Genomic DNA, 21,544 nt, shown 5'->3' with positions numbered 1-21,544 from the left:
TATCAAAACCACAATTTCATTTTCTACAAGTATCAGGTGTATTGAATAAATTTAACGCCAAAGTGCAGAAATTAGCGCAAAGAATGCTAACCTGAACACAAGCTAAACAGATAATAACAATGAATATCTGCTTGAATCCCATTTGTCTCTGCTGCAATATTGAGTAAAAACTCTATACAACACCATTAAAAGAACAAAAAGATTATAGGATTGGCTATGATAAACTTTAACGTACACCAACATATTGCATATGTGACACTTTCTCGCCCCGATAAGCAAAATGCGTTAACGCTTATGATGTTCCAATCACTTGATAACATTATTAAGGAGATTCGGAAAAACCGCCAGATACGCGCCGTCATCATACAAGGTGCAGGCGGCCACTTCTGCGCAGGCCTTGACGTGCAAAGTGTAATGAAGCACCCAATGCAAATCGTAAAATTGCTGTTCAAATACCTACCGGGAAATCAAAACTTAGTGCAGAGAGTTGTATTAGGCTGGCGCACATTGCCAGTGCCTGTGTACGCTGAAATTAAAGGCAACTGCCTTGGCGGTGGTCTTCATATTGCTTTGGGAGCTGACTTTAGAATCGCTCTGCCTAACTCACAGTTTGCCATTATGGAGTCTCGCTGGGGACTTTGTCCAGATATGGGAACAAGTATCGTTGTGCCTGGCTATTTAAGGCAAGATCAAGCCCTTAAGCTGGCTTTTGAAGCCCAACGTGTCGATGCAAAAGCAGCGTTTCAGGCCGGCTTGCTCACTGCCATTGACGATGATCCTAGCACATTTATAATGCAACATATTGACTCGCTAAGCCACCATTCACCGGATGCACTTGCTGCTATCAAGCTACTTTATAATCAAGCATTTCATGCTCCATCTAGAACACTACTATGGCGTGAAACATGGTACCAACTCAGGTTACTCGCTTCTAAAAATACACGCATAGCAATGAAAAATGGTGCAAAAGATAGTGAGTTTAAGGCATATAACAATCGAGCTAAATGGCAGTGACACTGCTACTGCTATCCATGAATTACAACTATAGCTGAATAACCAATGCACCTTCTAAAGTTTTCAATTGGAATTTTAATCATTTTTATCTGCCTATGGTCAGCAAAAATGATCGTGGCATTTTATGCGCTCCCCATTCCCGCCTCACTACTGGGCTTGTTAATACTTTTTGGCTTATTACATTGGAAGTTGATTGGAATTGATTGGTTAGAACCTGCTTCTCCATTGCTCATTAAGTATCTCGCATTTTTCTTCATTCCGGTGGGTGTAGGTGTCATAAACCATCTTAGTTTACTTGCTAACAATATACTTCTGATAATTATTTTATTGTTTGGGCTTCCAGCCATTGTGCTCGTTGCTGTCGGTAAAGTTTCAAACAAAGGTCGATATCGTGATTAGTCTTTTGGTCTGCCTCTTCACACTTGGGCTTTTTCATTTCACCCGAGAAATTCATAAACGCCACCCTACGCCCTTGTTAAACCCTGTATTAATGTCAATTTCAATGGTTGCCTTATTACTCGTTACTACGAAAGTAAACTATAACGACTACTACCTTGCGAGTATGCCAATCAGCTTTCTTCTAGAGCCTGCTATCGTTGCATTAGCCTACCCACTATATGCACAGTTCAACGCAATTCGCCCAGTATTAACAATGCTAACATTCAGTGCTTTTATTGGCATATCGTTTTCAACTACGCTCGCGTATACACTTTGCATTCTGTTTCAAGCTGAGCCTCAACTAGTTGCATCTTTGATGGCGCTGTCGGTTACCACCCCTATCACACTGTTAATTACTGATATGCTAGGTGGGCTACCCAGTATTGCCGCGGCCATGGTTATATTAATTGGCATTTTTGGTAGTGTATTTGGACTGGGCCTATTACAAATGTGCCAAGTCACAGCACCTCAAGCCAAAGGTATCGCGTTAGGGGTAAGTTGCCATGCGATTGGTACTGCAACAGCAATGGAGTATCACCCTCAGGCTGGTGCATTTGCGTCTGCTGCTATGATTATTAGCGCCATAATTAGCGCTTTTTGGGTTCCAATATTATTTACTATACTCAGTAACTTAAGTTGCTAAAAAAATGAAAATACACGCTTTACAAGGAGCATAACTTGATCGAGCAAGAAATCGCCCAATTTGAAAAATATTATGATTTAATTCGTAATTACTTACTCAATTACAGTATGCAGCTTCTAGGAGCTGTCGTCATTCTGGTAATAGGTCTTTGGCTGTCTAAAAAACTAGCCGACACTACTCGCAAATTGATGCTCAAGCATAATGTGGATGTAACGCTAACCAACTTTGTTGCTAATGTCGTTAAAGTACTTATTGTCACTATGTTTATTATCATTGCGCTGGGGAAAGTAGGCATCAGTGTCACACCATTTGTCGCAGCAATTGGTGCTGCTTCTTTGGGCGCAGGTTTGGCAGTTCAAGGTATGCTCTCTAACTATGGCGCTGGCTTAGCCTTGATAGCTACTCGACCATTTGTAGTTGGAGACACCATCAGCGTCAAGAATGTCAGCGGTCAAGTAAAGTCTATTGAGCTTGGCTACACCATATTAGTCAATGAACAAAAAGTCGAAATTACAGTCCCTAATAAACATATTATTGGGGAAGTTCTACATAACTCATTCAATTATTCACATATTGAAGGTGAAATTGGTATTGCATATAACGCCCCTGCAGATAAAGCGATAGAAATTATTCAATCGATCTTACAAAGCCAAGATTATGTTGCCAATGATCCCATACCTCAGGTGGGAATCGAGTCTTTTTCTGACAGTGCCATTGTCATCAGCTATCGCTATTGGACACCCACTACAGAGTTGATTGAGAATAAATTAAACATCAACTTAGCGATATATGCAGGAATAAAAAATGCGCATATTGAAATACCTTTCCCGCAACGTGTCGTCACAATAAAATCAGATCAACCAACACCTAGATAGCCCCTTTCTTAAACAGCCTTGCCAAGCAAGGCTGTACCCTATTAACTTAAAAAGCCATTGATTAACCCCGCACATAGTTCTATGCTGGATACGTTTTGTTCACAAAACATACAACATGTAAGGAGAAAAAATAATGGAAAAAAGCAAACTGAGTTATTTGCTTGGCAGTAGTGCTCTACTCATGTCGAGCATGCATTCATTCGCAGCAGATTGTACATACCTAGCAACTTGGCAGCAGTCTCAAGTATATCGTGCAGGCGATCAAGTCCAACACCAAAATAGCGCTTTTGAGGCACGTTGGTACAGCCAAAATGAAAACCCTCAACAAAATTCTGGTAACTACAAAGTTTGGAAAAGTCTTGGTGCGTGTGGTGGAAATCAAAGCCCAATGGTGACTTTATTAACCCCCACGGAGGGAAGTGTTTTTAACCCAAATGACAGCGTTGTCCTATCTGCAAATGCAACGGATGAAGATGGTGTAGTAGCCCAAGTTGAATTCTTTGTTGATGACGTGTCTGTAGGTTTCGATAATCAAGCCCCTTATCAAGTAAACTGGGTAGCACAAACTGGCCCTCATATTATTGCTGCAATTGCAACTGACAACCAAGGTGCGCAGAGCACACAAAGCAAAGTCACAGTCAATGTGCAAGACGGTACTACCAATACCCCACCAGCGATAGATCTGGTCTCGCCAACCAATAACAGCCAGTTTACTCTTGGCGACACGGTCAATATCCGAGCTGTAGCAACGGACGCCAATGGTACAGTGACTAGCGCAACCGTATTTATAAATGATACACAGGTGGCCTCATTTACAGATGGTACTATTGATTACAACTGGGTAAGTGATATTTCAGGTCAAGTACAGGTCAAGGTCACTGCCACTGATAATCAAGCTGCCAGCACTAATGTGGTTTCACAAATTAAGGTCGCAGCACCTAGTCAAGGAGGCTGCTCAGGCCTAAAAACATACTTAGCTGGCAATAGTTATCAAAATGGCGAACTGGTTAGTCACAATAATCGTAAATATCGTTGTGACATCAGTGGGTGGTGCAGCTCAAACGCACAGTGGGCCTACGAGCCAGGTGTTGGGCAACACTGGCAAGATGCGTGGACTGACCTTGGTATTTGTGCTATCGCGCCCGCCATTACTTTTAATTCACCAAGTGCAAATAGCACTGTCTTAGTAGGCCAAAGTACTGCTGTTTCTGTCAGTGCGAGTGATGCTGATGGGACAGTTGCGCAATTGGATATCCTTGCCGATCAGACACTACTTGCAAGTTTCAACAACGGTAATGGTAGTACCAACTGGCAGCCTACAAAGCTTGGTGCCGTCTCCCTTTCAGCAGTTGCAACCGACAATGAAGGGAATGAAACCACTGAACAAATTTTTGTCAACGTCACAGATAAGCCCGTCGTCGTTGATTTGGTTCAACCAACTTCAGGCACCCAATTCACCATTGGCAGCACCATCAACATGGCAGCTGATGCGCAAGCTCTTACAGGTACTATTGCAAATGTGAGCTTCTACGCAAATGGTACTCTGCTTGGAAGTGATACAACCGCTCCATACACTTGGTCATATACTGCAGCTGTGATAGGCTCACACACCTTAACAGCCGTAGCCAAAGATAGTGCGGGCAATCAAGCAACCAGTGCTGGTTCAACAGTTAGTGTAATCGATAAGCCAATTGGCAAAACTCATAAACTCATAGGTTACTGGCATAACTTTGTTAACCCAGCTGGCTGCCCTATTCCACTCGCTGAGATCTCACCCGCTTGGGATATTATCGACATCGCATTTGCTGAAAACGACAGAAACTCGGATGGAACTGTTCACTTTAAACCGTTTGAAAAAGACATCCGCTCTGACTGCCCTCCTATCGACCCTGTGAAATTCAAAGCTGATATGAAAGCCCTTCAGGCTCAAGGCAAAGTATTTGTACTCAGTTTAGGGGGTGCCGAGGGCACTATTACACTTAACACTGATGCCGATGAAGCAAACTTTGTCTCTAGCTTAACCAATATTATCCAAGAATGGGGGTTCGATGGATTAGATATTGACTTAGAAAGTGGATCTAATTTGTTACATGGCTCTCAGATCCAAGCTCGTTTACCCCGTGCAATTAAGCAAATTGAACAAAATATGGGTGGTAATATGGTACTCACTATGGCACCAGAACATCCTTATGTTCACGGAGGTATGATAGCTTACTCTGGTATTTGGGGCGCATACATCCCAGTAATTGACGCACTAAGAGATACATTAGATTTACTCCATGTTCAGCTATACAACAATGGGGGTTTGCCTAACCCTTATGAGCCTGGTAGCGCACCAGAAGGATCTGTAAATATGATGGTTGCACACGCAAAAATGCTCGTTGAAGGTTTTGACCTTGCCAACGGCACTCGCTTTGCACCACTAAGAGATGACCAAGTCGCCATTGGTCTGCCTTCAGGGCCAAAATCAGCAAACTCTGGACAAGCACCAACTGCGAACATCATCGCAGCATTGGATTGCCTAACAAAAGGCTTGAGCTGTGGCACTATAAAGCCTGCTTTCAACTACCCTAAATTTGGCGGCGTGATGACATGGTCGATTAATTGGGATAAGTATGACGGCTACAATTTCTCAAAACCAATCGGTGACAAACTTACGCAAATGAATCAAGGCAACTAATTTGCGAATTACCATTGATTCGAAAAAGGCATCATAAGTGAAGTGACCCCCAAAAGTTGGACTATCCAATAACGGGGGTCTTTTTATTATTTTGCTTGTCCAGGTATTGGCCCATGTGGCACATCCACATGCGGATTTTGACCTCGCTGACGTAGCAGGTGATCCATCAATGTAATCGCCATCATCGCCTCAGCAATTGGGATCGCACGGATCCCTACACAAGGGTCATGGCGTCCTTTAGTTACCATCTCTACTGGTTCATTGGACGTATTGATACTTTGACCGGGCACCGTAATACTGGATGTTGGCTTGAGCGCAATTGATGCAATTATATCTTGACCTGTTGAAATCCCAGCTAACACTCCTCCTGCATGATTGCTAGCGAAGCCTTCAGGTGTCAGCTCGTCTCGATGCTCAGAGCCTTTTTGTTCTACCACATCAAACCCGTCACCAATCTCAACACCTTTAACAGCATTGATACTCATAAGAGAGTGTGCAAGTTCAGCATCAAGCCTATCAAATACAGGTTCTCCTAATCCAACAGGGACGTTTTTGGCGACAACTTTTACTTTGGCACCGACCGAATCACCCTGCTTTTTAAGGTCACGCATGTACTCATCTAGCGCTTCTAACTTGCTTGTATCTGGGAAGAAAAATGCATTATTCTCAACCTCTGACCAATCAAAAGACTCCGCTTTGATTGGGCCCAATTGAGATAAACATGCATGAATTTCGATGTCATGTACTTGTTTTAGATATTTTTTAGCAATGCCACCTGCAGCAACGCGAATTGCAGTTTCGCGTGCAGATGAACGACCGCCGCCACGATAATCCCTATGACCATACTTGTGCCAATAGGTATAATCACCATGACCTGGACGGAACACATCCATTATCTTACTGTAGTCTTTAGAGCGCTGATCGGTATTTTCAATAAGCAAGCCAATGCTTGTTCCCGTTGTTCTACCCTCAAATACACCCGACAAAATTTTTATCTCGTCACCTTCACGACGTTGTGTGGTGTATCGACTCTGACCGGGCTTACGCCTATCCAGATCAACTTGTAAATCAGCCTCAGTAATTTCAAGCCCTGCTGGCACACCATCTACAACACCGCCAAGCGCTGTACCATGGCTCTCACCAAAGGTCGTCACTCGAAATATTTGGCCTATACTATTGCCTGCCATTAACTTTCCTCATTCCTCGTTACGGTTTTGACTCTGAGAGTCAGTTTGGGCTCAATTACCCAACTTAGCACAGGCAAACTAAACGTTTGCCCACTCTTGCCGCACCAAGCCAACTGCGGTGATAACTCACACAGGCAAAGTACAGCAAGGTTTAATCATTAAAATAAGCGACTAATTCTTGTTTACTGATCATAAATACGCCTAGGCCACCTTTTTCAAATTCTAGCCAAGTAAACGGCGCACCTGGGTACAATGCATCCATATGTACCATAGAATTACCCACCTCGACAAATAGAATCCCGTTGTCGGTTAAGTGCTCTGCCGCATCTCTCAATAAAACACGTGTTACGTCAAGGCCATCATCACCAGAGGCAAGGCCTAACTCTGGTTCATGATGAAACTCATCAGGTAAATCTGCCATATCCTCTGCATCAACATAGGGTGGGTTAGCCACTATCAGGTCGTACTTTTGACCCGGCACACCACTAAAGACGTCAGACTGAATAGCAAATACACGTTCATCCATCATATGATCGTGAATATTCATCTCCGCGACAGCCAAAGCATCAAAAGAAATATCAACAGCATCTACTTGAGCATTATCGAAATACTTAGCCAGTGCAATAGCAATACACGCAGAACCCGTACACATATCCAAAATGCGTGTCACTTCATTTGGTGACTGAACCCAAGGTGTAAACTGTTTAGTAATAAGTTCCGCAAATGGAGAGCGTGGCACCAACACCCGCTCATCCACATAAAATGGCATACCTGCAAACCAAGCCTGATTTGTTAAATATGGGACGGGGATGCGCTGTTCTATACGCAATTTTATCACCTCTACAAGGCGCTTTTTCTCAGTGCCAGTTAATCTAGATTGCATTAAATCTTTTGGTGCATCTACTGGTAAATTAAGCGTAGGTAAGAGTAAGTTTACCGCTTCATCCCAAGGATTATCGGTGCCATGACCATAAAAAAGTCCGTTGGCGACAAACTGACTCGTTGTCCAACGCAGCCAATCCTGCATCGTCACTAAGTCTCGGTAAGCCTCTTCAGCGATCTCGTTTGTTATTGCTAATTCACTCATGATTATTCTCACACTTTGTAGATAGCGGCATTGTAGCCGTTTTTAAGCTAGGTTTTTATGCTTTTTTTATTTAAAATGCACGAATGACTAGAGATTATCCTGAAGTAACTATGGCCTCTGATGACTTTGACCTTTTTCGTGAAGCAATTTCCGGCACACAACAGCTAAAACAAGATACAGTAATTCATGAGCGTAAAGCGACGCGCTTCAAAGGCGAGGTAATTGCTGAGCAGAAAAAACAACATCAGGCAGAGTTTTACTTCTCAGATGAGTATGTGCCAGACATAGACACCAATGGCACAGTAAACTATGTTCGCCCAGGCGCTGATAAGTACCTTGCAAAACAACTTAGGCGTGGCGATTATGCGCCAGAGCTCATTTTAGATATGCATGGAATGAATAAAGAAACTGCAAAAGATGAACTCGCAGCATTGATACACGCTTGTAAAAAACAGCATGTAAGCTGTGCCTGTATCGTACATGGTATTGGTGAACGAATTTTAAAGCACAAAGTGCCACATTATTTAGTTCAACATCCTGATATCTTGGCTATGCATCAAGCGCCTCTAGAATATGGTGGCAAAGGTGCGATTTTAATCTTAGTCGATCTACCTCAAAATCTAGAATTCCGCAGATAGAAGTTAACAACAGTTAACTTCGCCACCTCCAACATCACACCAAGCTAGCCTATTGTTTACAAATAAGCTATATTGAACAGGAATCATATACAGCTAATCTCATACTCCGTTACACGTCACTCGCATGAATGTGTCCGCGAGATTCAGCTAACATTACCAATTTTTCTGTTTTTATCCTCAGGTTAAACATGAACGACTTACTCAGCACAGATCTGACGATATTACTCGTCGAGCCTTCGGTAACTCAACGTAAAATCATCGTAAATGAACTAAAAGAAGAAGGCGTGCAGCAAATTGATTTCGCGGAATCAGTTAGTACCGCCATAGAATCATTAAACTCAACCATCCCAGATCTCATCATCTGTACACTTTATTTGCCTGATGGTGATGCGCTCTCTTTACTTGATCACGTGCACGCAAATTATAGCGACCATCAATTGCCGTTTATGTTGGTATCAAGTGAAACTCGACGACAGCAATTAGAAGCTTACAAACAATCTGGTGTAGTCGCTATTCTTCCTAAGCCATTTACTAAGGAGCATTTGGGCAAAGCAATTAACGCTACTTTGGATCTGCTTTCTCCACAAGAACTAGAGCTCGATTTATATGATATTCAGGATCTAAGGATCTTAGTTGTGGACGACTCAACGCTTGCCCGTAATCACATTCAGCGAGTCTTACGAAATCTTGGAGCTACGCGAATTTCAGAAGCTGAAAATGGCGCACAAGCCCTTGATACATTGCAAGAAAGTATGTTTGACCTGATCGTTACGGACTACAACATGCCAGAAGTCAATGGACAAGAGCTTACAGAGGCAATCCGACGTTCTGATGAACATGCTCATGTACCTGTACTCATGGTGACTTCTGAAGCCAATGAGACACACTTAGCGAATGTTGCACAATCGGGTGTAAATGCGATGTGTGATAAACCATTTGAACCAAATATCGTCAAACAGCTTATCTATCAAATGCTTGAGCAAAATTAACTAAATTGTAGTTAAAAGCTTCATTACAACTGGTTAAATTCACTAACACTGTTTTTAACCAGCTCTCTCCAAAAATTAAAAGTCTAACAATTTCAATAGATTAAAATTATTTTTTGAATTGGCACAACCTTTGTAATAGTTATTGCGACTAAACAAACAAAGGAAGCAAGACAATGAACGTATTCACAAAACTAATGACAGTTAGCCTTTTAGCTGGTGTTTCTCTAACTGCAAATGCAAGTACCGTAAGTAATGACTTACTAGATGAAATCCAAAGTCGTGTTAGTGAAAACATTCAGACAAGTATTGTTGAATTAAAAATAAACACCAAAAAAGCACTCGTGGATAGTTTCGTTCGTATTAATGAAGATGCTGAAGCACCTCAAACTGGCTCTGATGAAGCCAAAAAGGAAAAGTAATATGTTTAGCGAAGTAACCTTAATTAGCCTATTGGCAATACCTGTTGTAAGTCTACTGTTGGCATATTTTTCAATTGAAACGGTAAAAGTAATCAGCCAGAAATGGTTTTTGGGTCGAGTATGATGAAATATAGCGGTACTGAAAGTAAAAAACCCGCTCAAGGCGGGTTTTAAAACGATGGCAATGACAGCTTATAGCTGGCCTTCGTTTTCAGATAGGAACTTAGCAACACCTTCAGGGCTTGCGTCCATACCTGATTTACCTTCAGTCCAACCTGCTGGACAAACTTCACCGTGCTCTTCGTGGAACGCAAGTGCGTCAACCATGCGAAGCATCTCATCGATGTTACGACCTAAAGGAAGATCGTTAACTACTTGGTGACGAACGTTACCTTCAGCATCGATTAGGAATGAACCACGGAAAGCAACACCAGCTTCTGGGTGCTCAACATCGTATGCTTGACAGATTTCGTGTTTAACGTCAGCAACTAGGTCATACTTAACTGGGCCGATACCACCTTCGTTAACTGGCGTGTTACGCCATGCATTGTGTGAGAATTGAGAGTCGATTGAAACACCGATTACTTCAACGCCACGCTTTTGGAATTCTTCATAACGCTTGTCAAAAGCGATTAGCTCTGAAGGACAAACAAAAGTGAAGTCTAGTGGGTAAAAGAATACAACTGCTTTTTTACCTTTAATACGCTCATGTAGATTGTAGCTATCTACGATTTCACCATTACCTAGTACTGCTGCTGCTGTAAAGTCAGGAGCCTGACGGCCAACTAATACACCCATTGTTTTCTCCAAATAGTTAGGTTTTGTTCCAATATACAAATCGTTTTGTAATTTGATTCTAATTATTGAGGCGCTGCTTATGAAAAACAACCCCTTGAAAAAATTTGCCTAAGTTTATTCAGCTCTTACCCAAAATAACAATCGAATTATCCGATAGGTATAATCTATAAATTCGATGAGACTATTAAATAGACACAAAAAAAGCTCCTTGAGGAGCTTTTTTGTACAAGACTTAATCCATAATGTCGTTTGGCATGTCAGCCCTAATATGCTGCCACAGTTCGCCAGATTGGTGACCATACTTACGGATCAATGAGATTGCTCTATCGTGATCCCCAACTTCGGCAAGCTCGGTTAGGTCGCGATAAAAATCTCTCGTGATTTTTCTAATTTTTGGTTCAGAGAAGTAGTGACAACCAATCTTAGAGTAAAGGCCTCTAAACCCGTTTAAAATCAACACATAGATTTTATTCCCACCAGCAATCGCTAATTGGTGATGCACTTGATAATCATAATCTGCAAACGCCTCTGCGGTATCTGGCAATTCATTGTACTGCGCTAATATTTCAACCACTTTAGCACCATTAAGCTTAATCGCCGCACGGGTATAAATTGCACTGATATTAGTTCTTGCAGACAAAAGCTGATCAGTTAGCTCAGGGACTTTATCTTCATCTAGGCGCGCTAAAGCTTCCAGAATATTCAGCCCTGACGTTTCCCAGAAATTATTTACACGTGTTGGCTTACCATGTTGAATCGTCAACCAACCGTCACGTGCTAAACGTTGCAACACTTCCCTTAAAGTTGTTCTAGTTACCCCGATTAATTCTGATAGCTCACGTTCAGCAGGCAATATAGAGCCCGGTGGAAACTCACCATTCCAAATCGATTCAACTATGTACTCCTCAGCGAAACCCGCTGGGCTCTTGGCTTTAAAAATTCTCATTTAGCACCACTTAAAATTACAACTTAAGGCGTTGTACACATGAAACACATAGCGTTTGGTGGCAAGCGGTTCATGACAATGCAACTCGTTAATCCACTGATTGTACCAGATGAATGTAAAGTAACAAGCGTAACCTCAAATTCTACCGACTTAGTCAAAAGACAAAGCTTTCCAATTGGAAACGCTCGTGATCATCTAATCTGTTGCTGCGTGCCACCATTTTGGCCAGTCTAAAGATACCCAACTCAGTCTCCTGAGCATAGGCCAACTGCGACAAGCTCAATCTTGTCCCAAAACCATTGCGATGATGCGCATACATAGCCATAATAGCGACAAAAAAAGGAGGGAATATGTTGGATAGATTGGCGAGCTTTTCTCGCTCCACCACAGCTTGGGCACTATTGTTTGCAAGTGCACTTATTTTTGAGGTTGTCGCCCTATACTTTCAATATGCCATGGGATTAGAGCCTTGCGTTATGTGTATCTATCAACGCACCGCAGTTTTAGGTGTGTTAATAGCGGCTTTCGTAGGTTTGTGCGGTACAAATCATTATGTTATCAGACTCGTAGCAACTGCTGGTTGGGGCGTATCTGCGATATGGGGATGGTTGCTAGCACGTGAACACCTAGATATGCAAACGACGACAGATCCTTTTGCATTTACCTGTGCATTTGAACCAAATTTTCCGATTCCTTTACACGAGTGGATCCCATCTTTTTTTGCCGTTACGGGGAGTTGTTCTAGTATAGACTGGTCTTTCGCCGGATTATCTATGCCGGGGTGGATGGAAGTTATTTTTGCAGCCTACGCGATTGGTTTTATAATCTTTGCGCCAGTTGTAGTATTTAAGAAGTAAACCAGAGAAATTAATGATTTTTAGATTAAGCCAAGTGCCGGAATTGTCTTCACTCAACCTGCGAGACAAACAACAAGTTAAAGTAATAGCGTTGAATATGCTCAGCGCCAAAGAAAAAGTCGCACTAGCCGTTTGCAAACTGCTGCTTTTAACCCCCTTTTTTATGGCACTTGCTTACTTTGAAGGCTTTCATTTATTGCCTGTTTTATTGGTTGCAGGTTTAATATATCCGCTGTTCACAGTACCCATAGAAATTCAATTTGTACGTAAACATTTGGATGGTGCAATTAAAGAATTTGAGCAGGGCAAAAATTAGCCCTGCCAAAAAGCACTATTTAATCAAACACAACATGCTGTTTGATCTTTTCTACAATGCCATCTCCGACCCCTTTAACCCGAGTTAAGCTTGTAAGATCATCAAAGCGGCCCGAGGCCTCTCTATTTGCGACAATCGCTTGAGCTTTCGCAAGGCCGATCCCTGGTAGGGTGACTAATTGCTCTACCGAAGCGGTATTAATATTAATCACTATATTGGTAGCTGTTAATTCAGTTTCAGATTGAGCCTGTACAACATTCAAAAAGGCAACAGCTATTAAAATTAATCCCAAACCCCATATATTTTTAAAAAGCATGAAATCCCTCCATTAGAATTCACTTAAGTGTTTCGTGCCTATTTCGGCACTGATAAACATAGGTTTTTACTCTCTAGTTTGTAAATATTATAGGAATATTTTCATTGTATTTTTTTCATCTTCAGCGTCTAATTAAGGCACTTTGGGTTGCATTAGCGCCAATTTAGGTTTACTGTATAAAAAAACAGTGTTTTATGGAGGGTGATCATGGCTGTAGTTGTAAAATATGTGGTTGAAAGAAATGGAGTAGAACGAATGACTTTTACTAGCAAGAAAGAGGCTGATGCCTATGATAAAATGCTGGATGTCGCAGAGGCATTAGAAGGCATGTTAGAAAAAGTCGATGTACCACTGAGCGAACAGCAAGTGGAATCACTTGCACTTGAAATGGCAAAATATAAAGACGACTTCATATCAGTATTGAAAGGCAGCAAACCAACTGTAGAAAAAGAAGCAAAAAAGCCGACTAAAAAAGCTGAAGAAGCTAATGACGATAAGGTAACTGCAATTAAGCAAGCTTAATTTTACCTACGTTGCGCCGTCATTGCTTATTCGTCCCACAAAACGCAAAATGCCCAACTCAAGGTTGGGCATTTTTAATATCGCATCGTGACCAGAGAGATTATTTCAATACTGATGCCACTGCATCTGCAAAATAATCAATATTGCTTTGGCTAATACCCGCAACATTTACACGGCTAGACCCTACGATATAAATTGAATACTCTTCACGGAGGCGATCAATCTGCTCTTTGTTAATACCTAGGAAAGAGAACATTCCATGCTGACGTTCAATAAATGAAAAATCATGCCCAGTATTTCTCTGTTCCAAACTCTCTTTAACAAGACTACGTAAGCCGTTGATGCGGTTACGCATCTCAGCCAACTCTTCGTGCCAAAGCTGGGTTAACTCATCACTCGAAAGAATCGTATTAACGATATCCGCACCATGTGCAGGTGGCATTGAGTAAATACTACGTACTACGCTTAGTAACACAGAGTTTGAGATATCTGCTGTTGCGCTCTCTTTAGAGATAATTGAACATGCGCCAATACGTTCTCTATAAAGGCCAAAGTTTTTAGAGCAAGAAGAACAAATAATCATCTCTTCAACTGTCTGCGCAAGTAAACGTAGACCATTTGCATCTTCGTCTAAACTACTACCAAAACCTTGATAAGCAATATCGACAAGAGGTGTAAAGCCAACTTCTTTCGCTAGATCAGCAAAAACCTGCCATTGTTCAGCATTTAAATCCATGCCACTTGGGTTATGACAACATGCATGCACTAAAACAACATCACCTTTAGGAACTTGCTTTAGCGTGTCGATCATTTCATCAAATAACAGACCCTTATTTTCGTAATCGTAATAAGGATATTCTTTAACATTTAGTCCAGCCGCCTCAAACAGACTGATGTGATTTGCCCAAGTTGGTGTTGTTACCCAAACAGTTGCATCTTTATTGCAACGCTTGATGAATTCTGCGGCAACACGCAATGAACCTGTACCACCTGGAGTCTGGGCTGTACGCACGCGATTTGCTAACAATGACGTGTGGCTATTGCCCAATAGCAGCTCTTCCATCTTTGAGCAAAAATCTAAGTTTCCAGCCAACCCAATATAAGACTTTGTTGTCTCGTTTTCTAGGCGAAATGCTTCGGCTTTTTTAACCGCTTTAAGAACCGGCGTAGCACCTTGCTCATCTTTATATACACCAACACCCAAATCAATTTTATTAGGGTTATTGTCTTGCTTATAAGCTGCCATTAGACCCAAAATTGGGTCTGTTGGTAATGGTTTTAGTTCTGAAAACATGTGTATTTCTTTTCCTATTAAAACTGGTACGCAAAATAAATTACTGACAGGGCAAAACGTGTTCTACTTTATCATTACTGCCCAGTGTTCATTAAGTATCAAGCTAGATACTGCGTATGAGCCATGGGGTTAAAGTTGCCACCAATACTAACACAAATTAACAAGAACACGAGCCTTGTTAACGAGGAAGGTAATGCGTTATTTTCAAGCATGCGGCAACAAGTACAGATAAATTGTCAGCAGTAAAAAAGTCTTTACTAAATGCTTCAGCATCGATGATCCCAACACACCCAAAGTTCTCATCAAGCAAAGGCAAGCAGACTTCAGCCTGCACTTTTGGATCGCAGGTGTAGTACTCACCTCCTTGAGCAATATAATCTGGAATATCGTTAATTATTCTAGATTTTTCTGACATCACCGTTTGGATATTGTTTGATGTAGCAGCAAATTGTTCATTGATTGGAAACAGAGGTCGGCTAGGCGCTCCTCTGTAGGCCAGTTTGAGTAACTGCTCTTCACCGTCAATATGCCTTGATTGATATATTCCAAACCAGTCAACGCTTGTTTGTTCGTACACAAACTCAACAATTGCTTGTAACTTACTTAAAAGTGCTTCATTTATTTCATTTTTCGAAATTTTATCACTCAGTAAAAATGGCGCGTCTTGCAAATGGCCAAATAAGCTACAACTGCCACCCTCTCCCAATTCAGGGATCTGATAAGACCAAACTGGTTGAGAGTCCGCGGTTGCTAAATAGGACTCTAATAATGCAACTTTACTCTCAATCAATGTTGATTCTACGGTCGTCTCTGTTTTATCTAAGTACGCTGAAATCATTTAGCCATCCAAACATCTATATATCTAAATTAAATCTAACATGCAAATCACTATGTGGCCATAGCTCATTGCAAATTTTTATGTATTTAAAGACAATAGACAGGGATCAGGGAAAGAATCTTACAATTGTGGTGAAAGTTTAAAGCAATGAGTAAACGAGCGTTACTTCATTACCAGTGGAGTTATAGGAAACGCTGTCCGCTATCTCTGAGAGTAATTGAACGCCTCTACCATGCTCATCCGAAGAATATTCTGAAGAATGTTCAGAAGTAGGCGTAAATCCACACCCAGAGTCACAAATTTCAAAAGTGATATTACTGTGCTGCGGGCAGTAAGCAGCTGATATTTTAATTGAGGCGTGAGTGAGTAATGATAGTGCATCCGCTCTTTGAGAATAATATTCTAAAAACCCATCTTCTTGGTTTTTTAGCTCTGAGCTCAATCCAAGTACACCATGATCAAGAGAGTTATTGTAGGCCTCCGACAACAATAAAAATATGTTCGACCTATGGGCATCCACACCTTCCACATTACTTAATACGTTTACGATTTCAAGAACGGGATCTGTGATTTTCATTTGCTCAGCATCAAGTGACACTGAAATATCAAATGGAATAGATGAGTAATGCGATTTCGTTTTGTTTTCTTGTATTGCAGGTAAACAATTTACTATGGCGATACTCAAATCGTCTTGTTGCTCGGCATGCTCGGAGTAACTCCTTACACAATCAATCACTTCATGCGTAGAAATCGCGGGTTTACTGCCTAACGTATCTATTAGGCGATGCTCTCCAAACATGTCTCCATCAGGCCCTTCACTCTCAATGATCCCATCTGTTGCCATGACCAATCTAGTGCCTGTTTCAACTTCAAGATGAAGAATTGTTCTTTCAAACTCTTCTTCATCTAAAATTCCAAGCGCCATATGCTGAGACTCTATCGTTTTTAGCACACTCCCTTTTTCATTAATCAAATACAGGTCGGGCAGACCACCTATCCATGCTGAAATATTTTTACCGGAGCTGCTAATTTCTATTATCGCAGCAGCACAAAACATATGCCCTGGAAGCAATGTGTATAAGGAGCTGTTTAATTCAGTGGCAATATCTCCTACCGCCATGCCCTTTTGTACCATAGTATAGAAAATACGTGAGGCAGGCAGAGCCCCCACGGCAGCAGCTAAGCCATGACCAGTAAAATCTCCCAATAGGCAATAAAATCCCCCTATTGGGCTTTTGGCCATCAAAAACATGTCACCATTAAACATCGAAGCAGGAGAAAGGTGAAAGTCGCAAATAGATTCGAATTTTTGCTGCCCTGAAAGCGCATTCCGAAAAATGTGCTCAACAATCTCGTGCTCTCTCTCTGTTTGATTGTAATGGTACTGCAGTTGTTTTTTCTGCTCGTTTGCCTCTTTACTTAGCTTCCTAGTACGCGCATGTGCGCGTATTTTGGCTGATAAAATGACGCGATCAAAAGGCTTGTGAATGAAATCATCGCCACCTACACGCAAACACTTTTCAAAGCTTGCATGATCTTCAAGCGCTGTAATAAAGATAATTGGGAGGTAAACATCTCCGGCATGCTCTTTGATCTTCGGCGCCGTCTCAAAACCATTCATGACGGGCATCATGACGTCTAGCAACACGATGTCCACTTCATGTTGTTTGAGCAACTCCAGCGCTTCTAAACCATTGTTTGCAACCAATACATCATAATGCTGGTGTTCCAGCATGGTTGTAAGCAGCCGACAGTTTAGGGGCTGATCATCGACAACTAGAATTAACATATTCTAATCTGAAACAATCAATCTATTTCAAACTTCTTGTCAAATCTTGATATCTGCAGAATCTTCTTTAATTGAGGTCTGCAGTTGCTAATTTGTATGCTACCTACAGAGTCTCCAAGCGTTTTCTTCATATTGAGCAACATACCTAATGCAGAACTATCCATATAATCCGTATCTCTTAGGTCAACGACTACTTTTTCAGTTTGGTCGTTCACCTCGGCATAGGCTTGGCGAAATGATTGCACTAGATTAAAGTCGAATTTTCCTTTAATTTGAATCGTTAAAGTCTTTCCATCAGCTGAAGCATTTTTGCTCAGGCTCATCGCAAGCTCCTACTCAAAGTTTAGTATTGTTATCCATCTTTCTGTTTTAAATATAATCGTATTAAGCAAATTCGCCAAAAAAATATAACTTGGTAAATCACTTTTTGCTACTATCGAATCAATGAAATTAGTTTGGAGTATATAATGTCAGATAGTCGTTTAGTCTTTTCTACTGAATTTGGCAGAATCAAACCCGAAGACGAATTGCAGCAACCTGAGGTAAAACTGTTCAAAGACGGACATATTCGCATTGAACGTCAAACAAAGGGGCGCAAAGGTAAGGGCGTAATGCTAGTCGTAGGTATTGACCCGGCTGAGCATGACTTAAAAAAGCTTGCTAAGTTACTCAAAAGCAAAATGGGTCAAGGTGGTGCTGTGAAAGAGGGTATTATTGAGATCCAAGGTGATGACCGAGATAAACTAAAAGGCCTGCTCGTATCTCAGGGCTTTAAAGTAAAAATTGCAGGGGGTTAATTCCCTGCGGCTTTCATTATGTCCTGCTCTTGAGCAAAAACGTTTTGCTCGGTGAGCGGTGCGCTATAAAAATACCCTTGCACAATATGACAATTATTACGCTGTAAAAACGCCACTTGCTCAGCTGTTTCAACACCTTCAGCAATCACCTTCATACTCAACTTTTGCGCCATAGCGATGATAGCAGCGGTAATTTCCATATCATTCTCATCTTGCGGGATATCTTTCACAAACGACCTGTCGACCTTCAAAACATCAACTGGGAATCGTTTAAGGTAACTCAAAGATGAATACCCCGTACCAAAGTCATCAATAGATAAAGACACCCCTAGCTTCTTCATTTCTTTTAGTTGTTCTATAGCCGCTTCTACATCTCCCATGAGCATACTTTCAGTTAACTCTAAGTGCAAAAATGCAGGCGGCAGCCCCACTTCACTTAAAGTTTCTGAAATGGTTTCAATCAACTGAGTATCTTTAAATTGACGTGCTGACAAGTTAATTGAGATATCAGCGGTATACCCTTTTGACTTCAATAGCGCAGAAAAGCGACAAGCCTCTTTTAGCACCCATGTGCCAATTTCAACAATAAGTCCCGTTGCTTCAGCAATAGGGATAAATTTGGTCGGCGGAATTGGTCCTTCTGTCGGATGGAACCACCTTATCAAGGCTTCATAACCCACAATTTTGTTTGTTCGGCTGTCAATCTGCGGTTGATATTGCAATGAAAACTGCTGGCTCTTGATAGCTTGACGTAGCTCATTTTCTATATGAAGCCGCTCGTTAGCTGCTGCATTTAACTCTTGGGAGTAAAAATGGAATGTATTGCGACCTTTTGCTTTTGCTTCATACATGGCAAGATCTGCGTGTTTAAGCAACTGCTCTTCTTCTTGACTATCAAATGGGGCCAGTGTGATACCAATACTGGCACTCACAATAACCTCATTATTACCCAACGAAATTGGTTCACTGAGTGTTTTTTGAATAGTGTGTGCCACATCCATTGCATTATCGCGTTTACTTATACCACTGAGTAGTACCGCAAATTCATCACCACCCAAGCGTGCAATGGTGTCCTCGGCTCTTAACCTTTGCTTAAGTCTATCTGCCACCTCAACAAGTAAACGGTCTCCTGCGTCGTGACCAAGCGTATCATTGATGCGCTTAAACTCATCTAGATCGAAATAAAACAGCGCAAAGGCATAGTGTCCGCGTGATGCAAGTGCCATGGACTTTCGCAGTTGCATGCGGAAGAAAGTCCGGTTAGCCAACCCGGTAAGCGTATCAAAGTAGGCTAACTCTTCCATCTTTCTCTGACTTTCTTTAACAAATGATATATCTTGGGCTGATGCTACATAACTCGAAATACGACCACCATTTTCTCTAATGGGCGAGATACTCAAGCTGACCCATATTTGCTCATTACTGCTACTTTGCAGCAAGGTATCACCGCGCCAGTAATTACGACTCTTGAGATCAAAATCAATGTCATCGATTAAGATAGCCATCTCATTGGAGATAATGCTAAGCAGTGGTGAATCAAGAAAATGAGACTCCGAAAATCCAGTCATTTCAACCATTTTTGGATTGACGTACTCTATCTTAAATCTTTCATTCGTGATCACCACACCAGTTCCAGAGAATGCCACGGCTTTGGATAAACGATTAGCCGCTTTCTCTGCAATTTCCTTTTCATTGATACGCTGATTAAGCCCATTTACTAATTTTTTAATATCGTCACTCATATCATTAAATGACGCATTCAATAGCCCTATTTCATCATCGCTATCAGATAGCTTTGGATGATCCCACTGTCCGCGACCAAAGCTAATAAGCACTTTTACAAGTTGGTTAATGCGTTTCAAGATTAAGTGATACAGTACTTGATGAAGCAACATGGCAACAAATATGGCGTAGAGTATGAACAACCCAAAAAACTTTACTTTGAGTTCTTCTAAAGCATGTAATGCAGTATCTCTGCGCTTGTAAATCCCCACATACCAGTCAAGTGCACCTAGATGCATTACATTGGCGATATGACTTGTTTCTGCATAAATAAACTCATCTTGAAAACTTGGAAGGTTTACCTTTATCGCTGTATCAATCACTTGCTGGATAGACCTTGGCAGTGCATCTTTACTCAGCAACTCAGAGTCCTGCGTTGCTTTTAGCAAACTCGGTGCTGAAAGTATCCGCCCTTGCTTATCAAAAATAATAAAACTTTGCTCAGTATTTGGTTTTGGTAGTCTGGCAAGTAAAGTTTCTAACTCAATATCACTGCCGGTAAACCCTCTGTAAGTATCTCCCTCATACAAAGGCACCAAGATGCTCACAACCCACTTATTCCAAACGGGATCATGATGCACATCTGACCAAATTGCTTCCCGAGTTGGGTTAAGTTCCTCAAGCAATAGGGGTTGCGCGTGCATATTCGCATGACGACTTTGTTCATCGTCTAATAAAACTGAGTTTGGTGGCGCAATTCGGACAAAATCTTCTGTTGTATACAAGTAGAAATTAAAAAAATCTTGCAGCAATATCGGTGAAAGGATGTTCCACAATGACTCTGAGCTTTTAAACAGGGCTTTGTCTGATTCTGAAAGGGTCTCTTTTAACATGTAAGCAGCTGACATCCCATTGACAGCCACACTGTGCATTCGACCTGACGCCGGAGTGATTTCTAACTCACTTTCGTTTATCTCAGTGGTCTCTGCAATGGGCAGGAGCCTTTTTGAGACAACCACATTGGTTTGCTGTGCAAGGTTTTTTTTCAGCTCTAAGTATTGAGAGAATTGCTGAATAGCTTGTTCGCTAATGCTGCGTAATTGTTTAAATTCGGCTTCTACTAGGTGTTTCTCTTCCGATTTTAGCATTAATGCAGCAGCGAAAACTCCCGCAATCACACAGACAGCTGAAATCAAAATTGACAATTTCACGCTCAGAGAATTGGCTCCAAAGCGAGAAGGAGGACGGCGATTGCCCACGATAAAACCTTAACCTAGTTATGTTTTTTTTAATAAAGTGCTTTGAATATATCAGATCACGTAATTCGTAGCCAATCCAATTCGCGCATAAATTAAAATACCTTATTGTATTCTTACAAT

At 41.4% G+C, this 21,544-nt stretch carries 24 protein-coding genes; 13 read left to right on the top strand and 11 right to left on the bottom strand.

Annotated elements, in window-relative coordinates; translation table 11 throughout:
- Window positions 1–216 precede the first annotated feature (216 nt).
- The 5 genes from N475_RS13210 to N475_RS13190 all read left to right on the top strand — a co-directional run bounded on the left by N475_RS13210 (window position 217) and on the right by N475_RS13190 (window position 5,650).
- The gene (locus tag N475_RS13210; protein WP_063355183.1) at window positions 217–1,014 is read left to right on the top strand and encodes a crotonase/enoyl-CoA hydratase family protein; all 798 of its coding nucleotides are present in this window, start codon (window positions 217–219) and stop codon (window positions 1,012–1,014) included.
- Between the two features lie 108 nt (window positions 1,015–1,122).
- Window positions 1,123–1,413, top strand: coding sequence for a CidA/LrgA family protein (locus tag N475_RS13205; protein ID WP_162269596.1), 291 nt, complete (start codon window positions 1,123–1,125; stop codon window positions 1,411–1,413).
- Complete coding sequence (locus N475_RS13200; protein ID WP_155732578.1) at window positions 1,406–2,095, top strand: LrgB family protein; 690 nt, start codon at window positions 1,406–1,408, stop codon at window positions 2,093–2,095. The genes N475_RS13205 and N475_RS13200 overlap by 8 nt, the downstream gene beginning before the upstream one ends.
- Window positions 2,096–2,130: 35 nt before the next feature.
- Window positions 2,131–2,970 carry a mechanosensitive ion channel family protein gene (locus tag N475_RS13195; protein ID WP_063365406.1) on the top strand — a complete coding sequence of 280 codons (840 nt, stop codon included), beginning with the start codon at window positions 2,131–2,133 and terminating at the stop codon, window positions 2,968–2,970.
- Between the two features lie 133 nt (window positions 2,971–3,103).
- Window positions 3,104–5,650 (top strand): Ig-like domain-containing protein, encoded by a 2,547-nt coding sequence (locus N475_RS13190; RefSeq protein WP_063365405.1) that lies wholly within the window; start codon window positions 3,104–3,106, stop codon window positions 5,648–5,650.
- Window positions 5,651–5,736: 86 nt separating this feature from the next.
- Here N475_RS13190 and aroC read toward each other — a convergent pair whose 3' ends face one another.
- Both aroC and prmB read right to left on the bottom strand, forming a co-directional pair.
- Window positions 5,737–6,837: a chorismate synthase gene (gene aroC / locus N475_RS13185; protein ID WP_063355187.1), complete on the bottom strand. Its 1,101-nt coding sequence runs from the start codon at window positions 6,835–6,837 to the stop codon at window positions 5,737–5,739.
- A 151-nt stretch (window positions 6,838–6,988) separates the two neighbouring features.
- Window positions 6,989–7,924, bottom strand: coding sequence for a 50S ribosomal protein L3 N(5)-glutamine methyltransferase (gene prmB / locus N475_RS13180; protein ID WP_063355188.1), 936 nt, complete (start codon window positions 7,922–7,924; stop codon window positions 6,989–6,991).
- An 83-nt stretch (window positions 7,925–8,007) separates the two neighbouring features.
- Here prmB and smrB point away from each other — a divergent pair, with 83 nt between their 5' ends.
- The 4 genes from smrB (at window position 8,008) to N475_RS26200 (ending at window position 10,094) form a co-directional block, all read left to right on the top strand.
- Complete coding sequence (gene smrB / locus N475_RS13175) at window positions 8,008–8,562, top strand: endonuclease SmrB (protein WP_063355189.1); 555 nt, start codon at window positions 8,008–8,010, stop codon at window positions 8,560–8,562.
- Window positions 8,563–8,750: 188 nt separating this feature from the next.
- Window positions 8,751–9,551 carry a response regulator gene (locus N475_RS13170; protein ID WP_063355190.1) on the top strand — a complete coding sequence of 267 codons (801 nt, stop codon included), beginning with the start codon at window positions 8,751–8,753 and terminating at the stop codon, window positions 9,549–9,551.
- A 173-nt stretch (window positions 9,552–9,724) separates the two neighbouring features.
- A complete protein-coding gene (locus N475_RS13165) occupies window positions 9,725–9,970 on the top strand; it encodes a hypothetical protein (RefSeq protein WP_063355191.1) in 246 nt (81 codons plus the stop codon).
- Window position 9,971: 1 nt separating this feature from the next.
- The gene (locus N475_RS26200; protein ID WP_264373379.1) at window positions 9,972–10,094 is read left to right on the top strand and encodes a hypothetical protein; all 123 of its coding nucleotides are present in this window, start codon (window positions 9,972–9,974) and stop codon (window positions 10,092–10,094) included.
- Window positions 10,095–10,162: 68 nt separating this feature from the next.
- Here N475_RS26200 and N475_RS13160 read toward each other — a convergent pair whose 3' ends face one another.
- From N475_RS13160 to N475_RS25500, 3 genes are all read right to left on the bottom strand, one after another.
- Window positions 10,163–10,768, bottom strand: coding sequence for a peroxiredoxin C (locus tag N475_RS13160; RefSeq protein WP_063355192.1), 606 nt, complete (start codon window positions 10,766–10,768; stop codon window positions 10,163–10,165).
- A 232-nt stretch (window positions 10,769–11,000) separates the two neighbouring features.
- On the bottom strand, window positions 11,001–11,714 hold the full coding sequence (gene fadR / locus N475_RS13155) for a fatty acid metabolism transcriptional regulator FadR (RefSeq protein ID WP_063355193.1): 714 nt from the start codon (window positions 11,712–11,714) through the stop codon (window positions 11,001–11,003).
- Window positions 11,715–11,868: 154 nt separating this feature from the next.
- Entirely contained in the window at window positions 11,869–12,039 is a 171-nt protein-coding gene (locus N475_RS25500) for a hypothetical protein (protein WP_155730805.1), read from the bottom strand.
- A 28-nt stretch (window positions 12,040–12,067) separates the two neighbouring features.
- Here N475_RS25500 and dsbB point away from each other — a divergent pair, with 28 nt between their 5' ends.
- Together dsbB and N475_RS13145 are read left to right on the top strand one after the other, a co-directional pair.
- Window positions 12,068–12,571 carry a disulfide bond formation protein DsbB gene (gene dsbB, locus N475_RS13150; protein WP_405127418.1) on the top strand — a complete coding sequence of 168 codons (504 nt, stop codon included), beginning with the start codon at window positions 12,068–12,070 and terminating at the stop codon, window positions 12,569–12,571.
- A 13-nt stretch (window positions 12,572–12,584) separates the two neighbouring features.
- The gene (locus N475_RS13145; RefSeq protein ID WP_063355195.1) at window positions 12,585–12,887 is read left to right on the top strand and encodes a DUF6170 family protein; all 303 of its coding nucleotides are present in this window, start codon (window positions 12,585–12,587) and stop codon (window positions 12,885–12,887) included.
- Window positions 12,888–12,906: 19 nt separating this feature from the next.
- Here the strand turns inward: N475_RS13145 and N475_RS13140 are convergent, their stop codons facing one another.
- A complete protein-coding gene (locus tag N475_RS13140; RefSeq protein WP_063355196.1) occupies window positions 12,907–13,203 on the bottom strand; it encodes a ComEA family DNA-binding protein in 297 nt (98 codons plus the stop codon).
- A 207-nt stretch (window positions 13,204–13,410) separates the two neighbouring features.
- Here N475_RS13140 and N475_RS13135 point away from each other — a divergent pair, with 207 nt between their 5' ends.
- Window positions 13,411–13,725 carry a YebG family protein gene (locus N475_RS13135; protein ID WP_063355197.1) on the top strand — a complete coding sequence of 105 codons (315 nt, stop codon included), beginning with the start codon at window positions 13,411–13,413 and terminating at the stop codon, window positions 13,723–13,725.
- A 100-nt stretch (window positions 13,726–13,825) separates the two neighbouring features.
- On the opposite strand, the gene N475_RS13130 is transcribed toward N475_RS13135, so the two are convergent.
- From N475_RS13130 to N475_RS13115, 4 genes are all read right to left on the bottom strand, one after another.
- Window positions 13,826–15,019: an amino acid aminotransferase gene (locus tag N475_RS13130; protein ID WP_063355198.1), complete on the bottom strand. Its 1,194-nt coding sequence runs from the start codon at window positions 15,017–15,019 to the stop codon at window positions 13,826–13,828.
- A gap of 178 nt (window positions 15,020–15,197) precedes the next feature.
- Window positions 15,198–15,857: a GAF domain-containing protein gene (locus tag N475_RS13125; RefSeq protein ID WP_063365404.1), complete on the bottom strand. Its 660-nt coding sequence runs from the start codon at window positions 15,855–15,857 to the stop codon at window positions 15,198–15,200.
- A gap of 139 nt (window positions 15,858–15,996) precedes the next feature.
- Entirely contained in the window at window positions 15,997–17,646 is a 1,650-nt protein-coding gene (locus N475_RS13120) for an ATP-binding SpoIIE family protein phosphatase (RefSeq protein ID WP_063355200.1), read from the bottom strand.
- A 17-nt stretch (window positions 17,647–17,663) separates the two neighbouring features.
- Window positions 17,664–17,969 carry an STAS domain-containing protein gene (locus tag N475_RS13115; RefSeq protein WP_063355201.1) on the bottom strand — a complete coding sequence of 102 codons (306 nt, stop codon included), beginning with the start codon at window positions 17,967–17,969 and terminating at the stop codon, window positions 17,664–17,666.
- A gap of 144 nt (window positions 17,970–18,113) precedes the next feature.
- Between N475_RS13115 and N475_RS13110 the strand changes: the two genes are divergently transcribed.
- Window positions 18,114–18,443, top strand: coding sequence for an SUI1 family translation initiation factor (locus N475_RS13110; RefSeq protein ID WP_063355202.1), 330 nt, complete (start codon window positions 18,114–18,116; stop codon window positions 18,441–18,443).
- On the opposite strand, the gene N475_RS13105 is transcribed toward N475_RS13110, so the two are convergent.
- A complete protein-coding gene (locus N475_RS13105) occupies window positions 18,440–21,424 on the bottom strand; it encodes an EAL domain-containing protein (RefSeq protein WP_063355203.1) in 2,985 nt (994 codons plus the stop codon). The genes N475_RS13110 and N475_RS13105 overlap by 4 nt on opposite strands.
- Window positions 21,425–21,544 lie beyond the last annotated feature (120 nt).

Origin of the sequence: Pseudoalteromonas luteoviolacea DSM 6061 (assembly GCF_001625655.1) — a bacterium.
Taxonomy (GTDB): Bacteria; Pseudomonadota; Gammaproteobacteria; order Enterobacterales; family Alteromonadaceae; genus Pseudoalteromonas; species Pseudoalteromonas luteoviolacea.
This window is presented reverse-complemented; position numbering and strand designations above follow the sequence as displayed.